Raw genomic sequence first — 16,660 nt, 5'->3', positions numbered from 1 at the left:
GCCTCCTGAACATCCTCTAATACCTGCAAGATCGCCTTTGTTGCGCTATTCTTTTACCGAGCCTACGACGAGGCCCTTAACGAAAAACTTTTGCAGAAACGGATAAATAATCAGGACAGGAAGCGCCCCGATAAAAATTTGCGCCGCACTAACCGTCTTCTGCGAGATCAAGGCGAGTGATACCGGATCAAGGCTCATCGAGCTCATGTCGCGCGAAATAATGACCGTTTGCAAAAAGGTCGCCAGTGGATATTGGTGAACACCCTCTGTGTATAGCAGACCGTCGAACCATGAATTCCAGTGGAACACGATGCTGAACAAACTGAGCGTTGCAATCGCTGGCTTCGATACGGGCAGGAAGATCGTGAACAGCACCCGGAAGTGCCCTGCTCCATCAATCATCGCCGCCTCCTCCAGCTCCTTCGGAATACCCCGGAAGAAGTTCATCATCAGGATCGTTAAATAAATATTAACGGCTCCGGGAAGCACTAGCGCCCAGAAGGAGCCCATCAGGTTCAAATTCTGGATCATCATATAGAAGGGCACAAGCCCGCCATTAAAGACCATTGCGAAGACGAAAATCCAGGAGTAGTAAGAGCGTGCCTTAAAGCTCGTGCTTTCTCTGGAAAGCGGGTAGGCTGCCATAAAAGCCAGCAGCAGCGTAAGCGCCGTACCGATGGAGGTACGCATAATAGATATCCAGATCGAGTTTAGAAAAATCGGGTTGTCGATCGTTTTGCGATAAGCCTCCAAGGTGAAATCTACCGGCCACAAATTAACAATATTGGCGTCGGCCGCCGACTTCGCGCTGAACGATATCGCCAGTACATGAACAAGCGGGATAATGCACAGGAGCGAGATAAACAGCAGCCCTGTATTATTGAGTATAGAAAATATGCGATATGACAGTGTTTTATGATACATTCCAGGCTCGCTCCATTCTTAGAAAATTCGATAGTTTGCCCATTTGTAGGCCATACGGTATGAGACGAAAATCAAGATCATGCTAATAATGGATTTGAATAAGCCAACCGCTGTTCCAAAGCCCATTTCCCCGCTAATAATCGCTGTGCGATAAACGAACGTATCAATAATGTCGCCTTTATCGTAGACAAGCGGGTTGTACAGGTTGAAAATTTGGTCAAACCCAGCATTTAAAATGTTGCCGAGTGCGAGTGTACCTACCACAATCGCCATCGGTACCATGGAAGGCATCGTAATGTGAAGCGTCTGCTTCCAGCGGCTTGCGCCGTCCACTTCGGCTGCTTCGTACAGCGAGGGATTGATGTTGGATAGAGCGGCCAGAAAGACAATGGTTCCGTATCCGAACTCCTTCCACACCTCGGAAACAATAACCGTAAAGCGGAACCAGTTGCCCTCTCCAAGAAAGAAGATCGGCCCGATCCCCACCATGCCTAGAAGCCGGTTTACAAAACCGCCATCGCTAGACAAAATGTCGATCAAAATGCCGCCCAGTATGACCCATGACAGAAAGTGAGGCAAATAAACCATCGTTTGCACATAACGCTTGAAAAGCTCCTTGCGCACCTCATTTAAGAAAAGAGCAAAGGTGAATGGAGCTGCGAGGTTAAAAATAATTTTCAAAACCGCAATGACCAGCGTGTTCCAAATAACCTCCAGGCTGTCCTCCCGCTCAAACATATAGCGAAAATTATCAAGACCGATCCACTCCGAGCCTGTAATGCCCAGCCGGGGCTTAAAGTCTTGGAAGGCCATAACAACGCCCGCCATTGGCAAATAGCTGAACAAAACCAGAAAAACAAGAGATGGCAAAATCATGAGATGGAACGGCCAGTGGCGCTTTAGCTGCCTCATATTGTAGTATCCTCCTGAACGCATTTGTATGAATTACCTCAATTATAGCAACGGCCCAAACCGCCTGAACACATGACGGAGCCAACATTGATGGCACTATTGCAACTACTTTTCACAGGAGTCTCGCAAAAAACAAAAGCAGCCTGCCGAGGGCAGACTGCTTTGCTGACTTGCACTATTTTACAGACGCGTACCATTCATTTACTTCCTTCGTCATTTGCTCGCCGCCGGATTTCTTCCAGTTGGCAACGAACGTATCGAAGGCGTCAAGCGGCTTCGTGCCGTAAATAATTTCGTTAAACGTTTGAAGCTCGATTTTTTTCAGATAATCCATTTTGGACTTCATCGTCGGCGTTGTAGGGCCAGTAAACATGTTCATAAGCGCAACATCCTTCTGGGACATGAGCACCTTCGCCGCCTCTGGCGTTTGCTTGCCAAAGCTGTTGGCAATATCTTTTTCCAGCTTCGTCTCCGGCTCCTTGCCATCTGCCAAAGCCAGCAAAGCTGTCATTTGCGCATCTGGAATGCGGGCGCCATCGCGAACGAGGAAATAACGAACAATGTTAATATAGCCTCCCGGAATATCATCTTGATAAAGCGTGTTGCCATTGGCATCAACATCATAGTCATAGCCTTTGAACATACCAACCTCAAGCGGGCTGCCCTTCGCAGGGTTTGCAAAATTGTCAAACATCCAGTTCTCATAAGTGAACAAAGCCTCAGGATGCTTAATATCTTTGTTGATCAAAATAACTGCGCTGGAAAATGGCGTGCCATGGCTTGTCGCTTTGCCGTCAGGACCTTTTGGCAGTGCAATCGGCGTCCATTTTGCGGTTGGCACGTTTTTCGCTGTATCGGCAAGCGGCCAGCCGCTCATCCAGTAAGGTCCAGGGATAATACCCGCTGTTCCTGCAACTGCTGGCTCAGCCGTTTTGTTCTCATCCCATAGCGCCGCTTCTTTAGGAATAAAGCCTTTTTTACTCCATTCCGAAAGCGTTTCAAGCCCCTGCTTCATGCCTGCATGAATAGAGCCGTATTCCAGATTTCCGTCAGTCCCAACATTCCATTGCTCCGGCATCGCGCCATAAGCGCCGAAAATCCATGATGGGTCACCCATCCAACTGCTCAGCTTCGTTTTGAAGCCAATGCTAAGCGGTGTTACTTTATCTGGAGCCAATCCGTCAGGATTATTGTTTTTAAAAGCTTCCATCACCGTTTCCAGCTCGGCAATCGTTGTCGGAGCCTTCATATTCAGCTTGTCCAGCCAATCCTGGCGAATCCACAGCAAGTAGTCATTGTTATAAGCATAATCCAATACCGGGATGCCCATTTTTTTGCCATCGCGCATATAAGGATTCCATACGTTAGGGTCAAGCTCCATCGCTTTTTTCCAAGTGTCATTTGCGTATTGGTCAAACAGGTCGCCAGCTTCACGGAAATAGCCGGAATCGACCAAATCGGCTACCAGCTGCGGATCATTATTGCCGACAACTAGCACGTCCGGCATATCCTGTCCCGAGGACATGGCGAGGCGCAGCTTTGTAGCCAAAGCATTGTTGGTGTCCGTTACCGACCATAGCGATTTAATCTCAATGCCGAATTGCTCCTTGGCCCATTTTGTCGCTACATTGTTCTCAATCGTTTCACCATTTTTATATTTCACCTCAGGGGCTACACCCCATACGGTCGTCAATGTGACAGGCGGATCATATTTCTCTTTATATTCATTTCCGGTTGAAGCTCCTGTGTTCGTGCTCTCGCCTGTTCCCGTGTTATCCTTGCCGCATGCCGCGAGCAGGCTGGCAACGAGAATAAGGCTTAATATGAGCAGCAGCTGCTTTTTGTAAGCGCTAATCATTTTTGTTTTTCCCCCTCCAACTGTGTGGTGCCATTGTTTATGTCTTAATTATAGGAGCATTGCTGGGGAAGTCATAGGACAATAACCGAACATTTCTGCACCTTTGGCAACCTGTTCGCCGTCCGCTATTGATCGCGGAACTCCTGCGGCGTCATGCCGTAATGCTTGCGGAAAATTTTGCTGAAATATTGCGGATTTTGATACCCTAGCTCTGACGTAATCTCATAAATTTTCTTATTGGTTTGCTTCAGCAAATAATGCGCCCGCTCCATTCGCATCCGGGTAATATAGTCACTGATACTCTCGCCTGTTTGTGCTTTATAAATTTTGGACAAATAGACGGGGTGCAAAAACACCTTGTCCGCAATCGTCTTCACCGACGTATCATGACCAAGACTTTCGGACACAAGCTCCTGCACCTGCTTTACTAGACTGCTCTTGGCATATTCCTCCGTACTCGAAAGCTCTGTGCGAAGCCGCTCCAGCATATCTGTCGACCAATTCCGCAGCTTGTCCAGCGAATGAATAACCGTATGGTCAAGCAGCATATCAAAGCCAGCGTGGTCAATCTCATAAATAAATTGACCCTGTTTATGAGCCGTATACATAAAGGCATTCGTAATGGAGAGAAACACCTCATACAGATGCTCCCGCGAAAACTTCACCTGCTCTAAATTTCCGAACACCTCGTCGATCTTGAGCAGCGCCGTATCCCACTGCTTGGATTCCAGCAAATGAATAAGCGTAGGCGGCTTATACAGCGCCTCCATCAAATTCACTCGCGTTTCTGGCTCTACCCGATGATTTTCCAAATAGACGGCAATGCCCGATTCATGAATCGCGCTCGACAAGTAAACGCTCATTCCCGTCCGGTACGCATTCGCCATGCCGCTCGGAAAGGAAAACCAGTCGGAAATAATAAGCGATACTTCCGAACGGAGAAAATGGGCGATTTGTCGCCTAAAGACGTTCACCGCCTGCTCCAGCATCGCCCTCCGCTGGCCTTTGTAATCCGGCGAAAATTCCAACAGCCGCTGCTGCTCCTCATTTGGCTGCGCAACGAAGATGAGGCAATTATGCGGCGCTTTGCCATACCATACGTTCATATGCTCAGCGAACACTTCCTCGCCAATATTGCCAACCGCATATTCCATCAGCTCCATGCTGCTGCGATTGCTTTCATCATAAGGATTGCTATATTGAATTAGCAAAATGACGGAAGGAGCATCTAGCCGCAGCGGAATTTCATATTGCGCCAGCTTGGCGCCAATCGTCGTATCCGATAGCTGTCGGCCGAGCAGCAGATCATGCAGCAAATTGCGGCGCAGCAGCCCATATTCCGACTTCATATTGTACACGAGCTGATGGTATTGCTCCGCCTGCTCCCACTCCACCTTCAGCTCCTCAATCGTATTCATTAGGCTGCGTACAAATTCCTTATCGTCCACCGGCTTCAAGATATAATCCGAGGCCTGAAGCTGCAACGCTTTTTTCGCATATTGAAAATCCGAGTAGCCGGTCATTAAAATACAGCGTAAATCCGGCCAAAGCTTCTTCGCCTGCTCGATCAGCTGCAAGCCGTCCATCCCTGGCATCCGAATGTCGGTCACCAAAATATCAATGTCGCTCGCCTCCATTATAGCGAGCGCCTCGGCAGCCGACTCGGCACGGTACACCCTGCTGACGCCAAGCTCGTCCCACGGAATGGTCTTCTCTAGGCTCAGCGTAACATAAGCTTCATCATCTACAAGCAGCAATTCAATCATTAGGATGCTCCTTTCCTGTCGTTGTCTGTTCGATTGGTTTCTCGCGGGCCACATTCCAGCGAATTTGCACCTTCAGGCCGCCTAGCGGCGAAGGCGAGAGCACGATGCCTGAGCAAGCTCCAAAACGTAAATGCAAGCGCTGATGGACGTTCCAAAGGCCGCAGCCCATCTCCTGCTCCATGGGCCGTGTCAATTGATACTGCAAGGAAAACAGTCGCTGCGGGTCAAGTCCTACGCCATCATCCTCTACCGTAATAGCAGCAAACTCGCCGTCAAATTCACCCGATATGCGAATACGCCCTGCGCTTGGGGATTGCTCGATGCCGTGGATGACCGCATTTTCCACCAACGGCTGTATGACGAGCGGCGGAATTTGAAAACGAAGCAGATGCTCCGGTATGTCCAGCTCATAAGATAACCGATTCATCCGCATCTGCTGTATATCCAAATAGTTGCGAACAAATTCAATCTCCTCCCGGGCATCGACCAAATCTCGCTCCTGCCGGGTCGTATAGCGGTAGTAATTAGACAGGTTCTGGCTCATCGCAATGACCGACTGATAGTTTTCCAGCTTCGCCATGCTTGATATAAAGGAAAAGCAGTTATAGAAAAAATGCGGATTAATTTGCGATTGCAGCTGCTTGAGCTTCGCTTCGCGTACATGAATTTTTTCCAAATAAACATTTTCGAACAAATCTTGAATTTGCTGAACCATTAGGTTGAAACGGATAAACACAAACTTGAATTCATTGTTACCGCGCCCTTTCGGCGTAAGCCGGACGCCGTAATCGCCGTTTTTCAGCTTCTGGAAGCTGACAACAAGCTGCTTTATCGGCACCTGCACCTGCGCATAAAGCATATACGCGATTAAACAGCTCATCAACAGCAGCAAACCAACCGAATAATAAAATAAGCGGTTCGTTTGGTTGATGGGCTGAAGAACATCCGATAACGGAATATAATCAATCAAATCCCAGCCTATCGTTTCCGAATGAACGATATTGACCAAATAGCGCTCCTCATTCACTTTAACGGTGTGGCTGCCACTAGTCAGAGAGCCGCTCTCATCCAATTGGGCGATGAGCCGATTGCCGAGCTGCTGATCTGCGGTACGATTGTATATCGTGCCCCATTCTTCACTGTAATAAAAAGGATCGCGCCGGCCATCACGCTTGAACTGATCAAGCATGCCTTGAATATTCGAGCTGTCAAAGCTGACCTCGATGAGCAGTCCCGTATCTGTAGCCTGGGATAAATTATTGTAGGGCAGTGCCGTCATCAAAGAAAAGCGGAAGCCATCAGCGCCAAGCGGCTCTACCTGCCAGCCGTATTTCAGACGGGCAGCGAGCGTCTCTTTATTATAGGGCACGGCATCATTAACCGTAATGAAGCGTGCCAGCGTAGGCGAATAGATCGCCAGATTGCTTTTCCAATTGGAGGAGCTTTCCTGAATGCTCAGCTTGGTTTGAATGCGCTTGACCAGCGTAATCGCAGGCAAATCAAGACTTCCCGGCTCAAAGTAATAGTCGCGTAAATTAGATATGTCTGGGTCCTGTATGAGCAAATTTGGCCATAGCCCCAGCAGATCAATGGAGGAATTGACTTGATTTTGAAAAAAAACAAGCTGATTCGTATTCGAGCGGTTTAGCTCGGAATCTAGCACTTCTGTACTAATATGATTAGAATAGGAGTACAGTCCTATGATCGGCAGCAGCATAATAATGAACAATCCAACGATTTTGGAAAATAAATTTACTTTAGGCATTCATACACCTGGCTTTCTTCTATTCAAAATGCTGCATTCAGTATAATGTCCCTCTCGAATTGGAGCAATGCTTGATCGAACTTAAGCAATGACAGTATTCGGCTGGCCTGTCCTTATATGTCGAATATCTCTCTTAAAAATGATAAACTAGTTAATAGAATTTTAACGAGAAGAGGTTTAGCATGTTCAGCGCAATAAAACGCAAAAATGGCTTTACTCTGGCATCCATCATCTCCTGCATCGTGCTTTTGTCCGTCCTCACTACCATCGTCATCAATGTCATTATCGCATTCAAGTCCCAGAGAGAATCTCTTTATCATAATACACTAGAATTAAATCGCATTACGGCCGGTGATCTTAGCAAAACGACACAATCACTGATTATCTCTATGAAGCATAGCCTTGAAGTCACAGCAAATTATTTATCAAGTGCCGACCTTGAAAGCAGCGATGTGCTTGCGCAGCTTGATTTTTTCATGGGTACCAACCATTATTTTAACTCAATTGCTATTGTGGATGTTGAAGGCGTCATCGTCTCCAGCTCCCCTAATAATTTGGGCATTATCGGCCATAAGCTGTCAACCGCGGAATCGAAGCTCGCGCTCAAGGTGCAGAAGCCCCGTATTTCAAAGCCTTATATTTCTGCGACGAATCGGAAGATTGTGCTGGTCAGTCAACCGATTTTTAGCCGGGAAGGCGTCTATCGGGGTTATGTGGCCGGAACGATATATTTGCAGCATGAAAATATTTTCCGAGAAATTCTTGGCGTGCAAAATGAGAACAAAAGCGGCTCCTATTTTTACGTCGTGGATGGAGAAGGCAATATGATCTATCACCCGCATATGGAGGATCATCCGGCAAATGTAAGCATGAATCCCGTTGTACAGCAGCTCATGCAGGGAAAAAGCGGGGAGCAGCAGGTCATCAACAGCCAAGGCGTTGAATTTCTTGCAGGTTATTCCCTAGTACCTGAGACCAATTGGGGAATTGTTTCCCAGACGCCGGTTAGCTACATTGAAAGCAAGAGCTGGGACCTCATTACGGATATGCTGAAGGTTTCGGCGCCGTTCGTGCTCCTGCTGCTTGTTCTGACCATGTGGCTGTCGCGCACGCTTTCCTCTCCACTATACCGACTCGCGAATTATGCGGCGCTGCTCACAAAGCAGGATCATATACCGGACACGCTGCCTTCGCGCGTTTACTGGAACTATGAGGCGAATCAGCTAAATGCCACCGTTGCGCTAGCTTTTCATGAGATGAAGCGGAGAAATGAAGCGTTATTCCAAGAATCGCAAACAGACGCCCTCACAGGACTTCCGAATCGCCGGACGCTCAAGCTGATTACCGAGGATTTGCAGCTCAGACAAATTCCCTTCTCCGTCATTATGCTGGATTTGGATCATTTCAAGTCAGTCAATGACGAATTCGGGCACCCGAAGGGCGATGAAGTGCTGCGCCTGCTTGCAGCAAAGATGGTGGAGCTGAAGCGCGAGGGCGATTACTGCTTCCGTTATGGAGGCGAGGAGTTTACAATTGTCCTGCCGCACACGTCGGAGGAGGATGCCTTTGATGTCGCCGAACAGCTGCGAATACAGATGGAGCAGGCGATTACGCCAATCGGCAGGCAGGTCACCCTGTCACTCGGCATCGCTTCCAGCACAACCCATTTAAAGGATACGACCGATTTATTCAAGCAAGCTGATGATGCCTTGTATGCAGCCAAGCATAACGGCCGTAATCAGACGATTTTGCATAGCCAGATTTCGGAATAGCCTTGCGGCACGCAAGCCCGTCCTGACTTGCATCCGTGGATAGTCATGGAGCTGTTTAGGAGAAAACTGGAATAGAGTAGTGTTCCATCGAAAATAGGTTTACAATGGAAATAACGATGGAACCTACAGGATGTGACTGCACATGGATTTTTCTTGGAAAAGAAACTTATATGTATTGTGGATTGGCGTGTTTTTTACGAGTACGGCTTTCACCACCTCCATTCCATTTATTCCGCTGTTTCTCTCAACCGAGCTCGGTATTGACCAGCATCTGGAGGCTTGGTCCGGCATTTCTTTCGGCATCACCTTTCTAGCAAGCGCGCTTATTGCCCCTTATTGGGGCTCGCTCGCCGATAAATATGGCCGCAGGCCCATGCTCATTCGCTCAGGGTTCAGCCTAGCCGTCCTTTACATGTTGACCTACTTTATTTATGACCCGTATTTGTTCGTTGTGCTTCGTATTTTCCAAGGCCTGCTTGCCGGCTTTGTACCGGCGGCGATTGCCCTGGTCGCCACCAACACGCCGGAGCAGAAAACCGGCTATGCCCTTGGCATTATGGCGACAGCAGGTGCGACAGGCGGCATTATCGGCCCCGTTATTGGCGGGGTCGTCAGTCATTACATCGGCAATCGCGAAGCCTTCCTATTCTCGGGCGGCATCGTGCTTATAGCCGCGCTTATTGCCGTCTTCTTTGTGCGCGAGAAGAATTTTAACCGCTCGGGCGCCCGCTCCTCCATTAAAGAGGACTTGAAGCTTGCGCTGTCCAACCGTTCCTTCTCCACGCTGCTGATTTTGGCCGCTCTGGCGACATTTTCGGTTATGCTTCTCGAGCCGCTGCTCACCGTCTACGTCATGCAGCTTGGCGTCAGCGGCAGTGAAGCCGCCCTTCAGTCTGGCATTGTCTTCTCGGCGGTAGGGATTGCCACGCTCATTGCCGCACCCCAGTGGGGAAAAATCGGTTCAAGGATCGGTTTTTCCAAGGTGTTGTTTATTGGACTTCTCGGGGGCGGAATCGGCAATTGCTTGCAATTTTTCGTCAATAATTATGTAGAGTTTGGTGCACTGCGATTCGTCTATGGGCTATTTTTCGCCAGCGTCTACCCTGCTATTAATGCCTTGATCGTCAAGGTAACGGACAGCAGCTTCAGAGGACGAGCCTTCAGCCTTAACCAGTCAGGCACCATGTTCGCAACGATGCTCGCTCCCGTCATTGGCGGTGTGCTAGGAGGCATCATCCCGATTCGTTGGGTGTTCATCATCAATGGGCTTATGCTGATCGCAGCCGCCCTGTTTCTGAAAACCCACGCGCTTGGCGGCTCCGCAAGGACTGCCGCAGCAGACACAGGCAAGCAGCCTGCTCGTCCATAACCAAAAGCCCCGCTCCCTCTGACATGGCTAGGCCTTCCGTCAGTGGGGGCGGGGTCTATTTTGCAGTTCCCTTTCACTCATCAAACTCACTTTTCAACAGCCCATAAACATATTCATCATAGTGTTGTCCATTCGTAAAGATCATATTCCTCATTTTACCTTCTTGTTTAAAGCCAAGATACTCCTGTAATCTAATGGAGCTTTCATTGAAAGCATATATATGTGCGGTTACCTTCACATAACGCAATTCATTAAAATAATAACGGAGTAAAATTTTCACTGCGTCCGATGCGTATCCATTACGCCAGTATTTACGAAAAACAGCTACGCCATATTTAAAAGTTCCGTTGCGGGCATCACAACTATGAGAATTAATGCTTCCTACTATTTCTCCATCAAGAGTTTCAATAGCAAGCATAATATTGTCTCCATTTGCCCCCTTTGAGGCTTGCTGTTCAGCCCACGACTTAGTTCCAGCTTCCGATCTTGGAAAATAAATAGCATCTGATGATCTGGCTCCCTCTGAATCCTGATCATTCTCATGAAACTTCATCCAATCTTCAGGTAAAATGGCTCTTAATCTGACTTTTTCACCTTCCCAAATGCTCAACTTCCTCCACTCCCTTCCACAACACTAGGATACCATAGCATCGGAAAAAGAGACATATGTATAGTAAGCCTAACCTTTTCCACTATAAATCTCCGTTAGTATTTCTGCTTCTTTAGAAACTTTCAAAGAAAAATTGGCGTTCAAACCTTTATCCGTTTGAACGCCAATTTTAATGTCAATGAGGTGCTCTTCACCTCAAAGGGAAAGCCTTTAAACAGCAGGGATGGGGCTTAAGTTGCTAACTCTCTATATGACTCGACGAGCGGTTACATATGTTTTATCCCATGTGCTTCCGGAAAAAGTAGAAATCGTTACGCCAATTCCCTTCCGATACGTATGCAGCAGCTTGCCATTGCCCATGTAGATGGAGACATGGTTAATGACGCCGTCCCTATTCGTATCGGAGAAAATCAGATCGCCAGCCTGAAGGCTGCTTCTGGATACATATTTGCCGACCTTGGATTGACTCACCGACGAGCGCGGCAGTGTAATGCCGTTTTTCTTAAATACATATTGCGTAAAGGAAGAGCAGTCAAACGAGCTCGTGCTGCCCGCCGTTGCCCCAAATTTATAATCAACGCCCAGAAATCGCTGTCCCGTTGCAATAACGCTGCTGGCGGTGGATGAAGCTGATGCGGCTTCTACCTTTGCTGCTGGGGCTGCTAGACTGCCAGTCAATGCAATAGATAGGCTGAGAGTCACACCCAGTAGGGTTTTTCCCAGCCGTGTTTTGCCCATAAGGGTGTTCTGTGTAAAGCTCATGTTGTATCCTCCTTTGGTAAAAACAGATGCGGTATAATTTCCTCTTAAACCATACCACATCTATTTCCTCCACCAATTACCAATGAGAGGACAACCCTTACATATGCCTTATCCCTGTCCACTTCATTAAAAATCCATTTTGATTATGAAAGCACTCTTACTTGACTTTTATTATAAAGGCGTAATTTGCCAAGTAGCTCTTGCGATGCCTGCTAAACCTTCATCTCAGAATGCTGAATCTGCGACTTTTCGATCTGAATCGTCGTATGCGAAATGCCAAACTGCTGCTCGATTCTCCCAAGCGCCTGCTGCAAAATAGTCTGGCTGTCACGGTCATCCTCCACTAGCAAATGACAGCTCAGCGAGTCCAGTCCTGATGTTATCGTCCAAATATGCAAATCATGCACATCTATAACGCCTTCGATATTTGCAAGCACCTGCTTCACCTTCTCGTGATCAATGGATGGCGGTGTGCCCTCCATGAGAATATGAAGAGTTTGCTTAATAATATTCCAGGCACTGCGCAAAATAAGCACCGACACAATTACCGATATAATGGGATCAGCGATGTTCCAGTCGAACAAATAGATGAGCAGCCCCGCGAGCACTGCGCCAACCGAGCCTAAGGCATCACTCAGAACATGCAGGTATGCGCTGCGTACATTCAAGTTGTTATGAACGTCGCCTTTGCGTATTAAAGCCCATGCACTAGCCAAATTCGCCAGCAGGCCGACAAGCGCAATGAGCATCATGGAGCCGCTGGCTACAGCAGGAGGATCGAATAAACGGTGATAAGCCTCCCAAACAATAAACCCGGCTATGACGAACAGCGCAATACCGTTGAACAACGCAGCTAAAATTTCGAAGCGGTAAAAGCCGTAGGTTTTCGTCTTGGAAGCGGGCTTGCTAGCGAACCAGACGGCAACCAAGCTGAGTATGAGCGCGCTCACATCGCTCAGCATATGACCGGAATCAGCCAGCAGCGCGAGACTGCCCGTGATTAAGCCGCCGAAAAATTCTAGAAACATAATGCCGACTGTAATCGACAGGGCAATGATCAAGCCGACCTTATTACCGTTCATATCAAAATGATGGTGTCCGCCCGGACCATGCGAATGGTCGTGTCCGTGGTGATGGCCATGATGGTCCCCATGGCTGTGGTCGTGGTCATGATTGTCGTGACTGTGGTCGTGATTATGCTGCTCCCCTTCGCTGTGACTGTGAGCATGATCTCCTTGATGACCGTCATGCTCTGGGTGGTCATGGGTGTGAGCATGATCGCGTGTTGGATTGCACTGCTGCCCAGCCGCTTGCTGATGCTTGTTCTTCGTATCCATATCCTCTACCTCCTGCTGCTATTAAAAGCGATGTGCTTCGCTTTTTAAATGAAATAACATATGAGCATGTATTCATATATTATATAATGAACCAGCTGGACACTTTTGTCAACTAGCGTACCGCCTTATTTTTCTCCACTCTTGCTCAAAGCATTCCTTTCCTTGTATACCACGCTTCCAATAAAAAACGGGTGGGCGCTTCTAAGCTCTTGCAAGCTTAGAAGCGCCTACCCGGGCTGCCTATTTATTGCAAGGCCACAACGTCGCCTTCCTTCAAGCCCTCCAGCACCTCCACCTTGTCTCCCGCTGACATTCCGACCTTGATGTCCTGACGCTCATATTGGCCTGCGCCTTTTTCCAGCATGACATAGGACGAAGCCTGATCGCTCATAATAGCAATGGACGGGAGAGCCAATGCGTTCTCCTTACGGCTCGTCTCAATGTCGCCGGTAAGCGACAATCCTGCGATTAAATATTCGCTCGGCTCAAGCGAAATGACAACCTCGAATTCCGCAGCTTTATTGAGGCTGTTTTGATCGGTGCCGCTTTTCGCAAATTTGGATACCCGCAACACTTTGCCGTCAAGCACAATATCCTTCATCGCTGTCATCTTCACTTTGACCTGCATGTCCGACTTGATACGGAACACATCCTGTTCCCCGACAAGGGCAATGAATTGCAGCTTGTTCAAATCTACAATTTTACCGATTAACTGGTTGTCGCCAACAGCCTGCAGCTGCTTAGCCGCTTGATCAAATAGAAAAATGCCATCGCCCGGCGAACGATACTGGGATTCATTCAGCTTCAGCCGTTTTTGCGTCAGCGCTTTGCGCCCAATCGACTCCTTCACATCGTTCAACTCCTGCGTCAAACGGGCAATCTCCTTGGCAACCAGCGCCTTCTTGCGCTCAACCTCCGTACCCTCTAGCATGCCAAGCTCATCTTCTGTATTCGTAACGAAGGCTTGCAGCTGTGCCTCTAGATCAGCCTTATGAAGCTCAGCTTCCTCCTGCGTAATCTGATTTTGCAGCTCGGTCTGGTCAAGCGCGAACAATACCTCGCCCTTTTTTACCTGCTGTCCGTCCTTCACCTTCCATTGTGTCACCTTGGAGCTGAACGGTGCATAGACTGACGTTTCCTGCTCATATAGCGACTTGCCCTTTACCTGAATCGTATTGACAAGCGTCTCCTTAGTCACCTGAAATGTAATGGCCTGTGAATCACCCGACATATCGAGCATCTCCGGCGGCTTCGACATGGAGTACAGCACCACGCTTATTCCGATTAGAACAATACCGATGATGATCCATTTAATCTTTTTCTTCATCTCTTCTTCTCCCCCTGATTGCTCGCTGGCTCTAACATGCCCTGACCATAGCACGAACGCCTCTAATCTCTCTTAATTGCGGTCAATGCATCGGTACGCGAAGCGCTGACTGCCGGATAAATCCCCGATATAATGCCCGTCATCACGGCAAACGCCAATCCGACCGGAATAGCGGTCAATGGAATAAAGATAGACATATTTTCCTCGCCAGTTGACATTGATAAAATAAGGGCATTAATTCCCCATACGATCCAATATGAAAATAACACGCCAAGCAGTCCGCCAAGCACCCCAAGCAGGGCTGCCTCTACAATAAACATATTGCGGATTTGCGCCAGATTGGCGCCGAGCACCTTCATAATGCCGATTTGACGGCGCCGTTGGTAGGTGGACATCGTCATGGCTACAATAATGGAAATGGAAGCAATAATGAGGATGAATACGCCTGCGCCTACTGCGATGCTTTTGAACACAGCGAACTGCTCCTCTAGGCGCTCTTTTTGCAATAGGTTGGATTGGGTGTTCAAGGTGAGCTTCTTAATTTGCTCCTCCACCTGCTTCACATTTTCCTCCGCGTCCACCTTAACCGTAACTTGATTGTAGATATCGTTAGCCGTCTTCTCCTCGCTGCTTTGCGATAGCTGCTCCCGCAGCCTGTTAGCCGTTTCAATGGAAACGTAAATTTTGCGGTCATTGGAAATTTGCATGTCGGATACGCCTTTGGGCTTCTTCAGAACCCCTACAACTCGAAGGCTCTCACTGATCTTTCTCTTGCCGTCCTGATCAAAGTTCACCAGCTGAATCTGCTTCTGGTACAAGGCGGATGGTGTAGTCATCATCGCCTTGTATTGTTCTTGCAGTGCTGGATCGCCCGGGTTAAGATTCATAGCTTCAAAGAGCTTATTTTGCTCTTCTTGATTCATTAATCCCAGCGTCGTACCGTAGCTTACAACGACAGAGTTTGGAGCATCTGATGCCGAGCCCTGCCAGTACGTATTGCCGAAGGCTTCCAGACTGAACAAATCCGTACCAATAATTTCGGCATACGCCTGCTTATCGTCCGTGGTCGTCATTTGCATATAGCTCAGCTGCTGCATAGCCGCTACAGCCTTGACATGCTTAATATTGCGCATAATTTCAACCTTTTGATCAGAAAGCTTGCCCCGATTTTTTACTTCATCGCTTGCCGTGCTTTGACTTCCGGGACCAGCGGAAGCACCATTATCCGGCATAACCGTAATTTCATCCATTTTCAAATAGCTCGTGAGCTGAGTTTCGACAATTTTCTGCGTAGATTCCCCAATGCTCATCGCCAAAATAATAGCGGCACAGCCAATCGACAGGCCGGCTGCACACAGCATGGTAACGACTTTGCGCCGTCTGACCTGATCCCATGACAGCCTCGTAAGATCGCTTACTCTCAATGGACAGCCTCCTCTTCCGGAAGCTTCTCTAACTCGACAACAGGCGACGATTTTTCCAGCAGCCCATCGCGAAGCGTAATAATGTGCTGGGTCTGCTGTGCAACCTCGCGCTCATGCGTGACGATAATAAAGGTCGTGTTCATCGTCTTGTTCAAATGCTTGAGAATGGCCAAAATCTCCTCTTCCGTCTTCGTATCCAAATTTCCCGTTGGCTCATCAGCGAAAATGACCGATGGCTCTGTAATGAGCGAGCGCGCAATACTGACACGCTGCTGCTGACCGCCTGACAGCTGGGAGGGAAACATTTCCCCTTTATCCGGTATGCCGACCTGCTCCAGCAGCTTTAGCGCCTTCTGCTTGCGAATCGAAGGGCGTGTCGATTGAAACACGAGCGGTAGCTCGATATTTTCACGAACCGTCAAGTTCGGAATAAGCTCATACGCTTGAAAAATAAACCCGATATGCTCACGACGAAACTCCGCCAGCTTGTTTTCATTCATATTTACGATATTGTGATCGGCAATGTAAATGCTGCCCTCCGTCGGCTTCATCAGTCCCGCCATCAAATTCAGCAGCGTCGACTTTCCCGAGCCTGAGCTGCCGAGCAGCGCAACCATATCCCCTTTATTTACGCGAAAGTTGATCTGTTGAAGAACCTGCGTCGTCTCAGTTCCGTTCATAAATGCATGGGACAAGCCCTCTACTCGAAGCAATTGCTCCACTCCCCTTGTCTCTCTAACTCTACCAAGTTGCTGCGCAAAATACAGCCAAGGTGCTTATTGCTTTAACTGATCTATATTCCAAAATTATCCTTGATTCTTCAATCGTACTATA

At 48.3% G+C, this 16,660-nt stretch carries 13 protein-coding genes; 2 read left to right on the top strand and 11 right to left on the bottom strand.

All coding sequences use genetic code 11. From position 1 onward, the window contains the following. Positions 1-45 precede the first annotated feature (45 nt). The 5 genes from V5J77_RS02300 to V5J77_RS02280 all read right to left on the bottom strand — a co-directional run bounded on the left by V5J77_RS02300 (position 46) and on the right by V5J77_RS02280 (position 7,225). On the bottom strand, positions 46-924 hold the full coding sequence (locus tag V5J77_RS02300; protein WP_046231688.1) for a carbohydrate ABC transporter permease: 879 nt from the start codon (positions 922-924) through the stop codon (positions 46-48). An 18-nt stretch (positions 925-942) separates the two neighbouring features. Further along, positions 943-1,836 (bottom strand): ABC transporter permease subunit, encoded by an 894-nt coding sequence (locus V5J77_RS02295; RefSeq protein WP_338554178.1) that lies wholly within the window; start codon positions 1,834-1,836, stop codon positions 943-945. Between the two features lie 175 nt (positions 1,837-2,011). Further along, complete coding sequence (locus V5J77_RS02290) at positions 2,012-3,694, bottom strand: sugar ABC transporter (protein WP_338554177.1); 1,683 nt, start codon at positions 3,692-3,694, stop codon at positions 2,012-2,014. Positions 3,695-3,819: 125 nt separating this feature from the next. After that, the gene (locus V5J77_RS02285; protein WP_338554176.1) at positions 3,820-5,460 is read right to left on the bottom strand and encodes a response regulator; all 1,641 of its coding nucleotides are present in this window, start codon (positions 5,458-5,460) and stop codon (positions 3,820-3,822) included. Beyond that, positions 5,453-7,225, bottom strand: coding sequence for a sensor histidine kinase (locus V5J77_RS02280; RefSeq protein WP_338554175.1), 1,773 nt, complete (start codon positions 7,223-7,225; stop codon positions 5,453-5,455). Before V5J77_RS02280 ends, V5J77_RS02285 begins: the two co-directional genes overlap by 8 nt. Before the next feature lie 182 nt (positions 7,226-7,407). On the opposite strand from V5J77_RS02280, the gene V5J77_RS02275 reads away from it, so the two are divergent. Continuing rightward, positions 7,408-8,997, top strand: coding sequence for a sensor domain-containing diguanylate cyclase (locus V5J77_RS02275; RefSeq protein WP_338554174.1), 1,590 nt, complete (start codon positions 7,408-7,410; stop codon positions 8,995-8,997). A 142-nt stretch (positions 8,998-9,139) separates the two neighbouring features. Further along, complete coding sequence (locus V5J77_RS02270; protein WP_338554173.1) at positions 9,140-10,366, top strand: MFS transporter; 1,227 nt, start codon at positions 9,140-9,142, stop codon at positions 10,364-10,366. Positions 10,367-10,439: 73 nt separating this feature from the next. On the opposite strand, the gene V5J77_RS02265 is transcribed toward V5J77_RS02270, so the two are convergent. The 6 genes from V5J77_RS02265 to V5J77_RS02240 form a co-directional block, all read right to left on the bottom strand. Continuing rightward, a complete protein-coding gene (locus tag V5J77_RS02265; RefSeq protein ID WP_338554172.1) occupies positions 10,440-10,976 on the bottom strand; it encodes a GNAT family protein in 537 nt (178 codons plus the stop codon). A 246-nt stretch (positions 10,977-11,222) separates the two neighbouring features. After that, a complete protein-coding gene (locus V5J77_RS02260) occupies positions 11,223-11,738 on the bottom strand; it encodes a C40 family peptidase (RefSeq protein ID WP_338554171.1) in 516 nt (171 codons plus the stop codon). 212 nt (positions 11,739-11,950) lie between these two features. Next, on the bottom strand, positions 11,951-13,075 hold the full coding sequence (locus tag V5J77_RS02255; protein WP_338554170.1) for a cation diffusion facilitator family transporter: 1,125 nt from the start codon (positions 13,073-13,075) through the stop codon (positions 11,951-11,953). Positions 13,076-13,319: 244 nt separating this feature from the next. Then, complete coding sequence (locus V5J77_RS02250; RefSeq protein ID WP_338554169.1) at positions 13,320-14,402, bottom strand: efflux RND transporter periplasmic adaptor subunit; 1,083 nt, start codon at positions 14,400-14,402, stop codon at positions 13,320-13,322. Between the two features lie 62 nt (positions 14,403-14,464). Beyond that, a complete protein-coding gene (locus V5J77_RS02245; protein ID WP_338554168.1) occupies positions 14,465-15,826 on the bottom strand; it encodes an ABC transporter permease in 1,362 nt (453 codons plus the stop codon). After that, positions 15,823-16,539: an ABC transporter ATP-binding protein gene (locus V5J77_RS02240; RefSeq protein WP_338556509.1), complete on the bottom strand. Its 717-nt coding sequence runs from the start codon at positions 16,537-16,539 to the stop codon at positions 15,823-15,825. The genes V5J77_RS02245 and V5J77_RS02240 overlap by 4 nt, the downstream gene beginning before the upstream one ends. Positions 16,540-16,660 lie beyond the last annotated feature (121 nt).

This window comes from Paenibacillus sp. KS-LC4 (assembly GCF_036894955.1).
Classification (GTDB): Bacteria; Bacillota; Bacilli; order Paenibacillales; family Paenibacillaceae; genus Pristimantibacillus.
The sequence above is the reverse complement of the archived record's forward strand: the minus strand, read 5'-3'. Positions and strand labels throughout refer to the sequence as shown.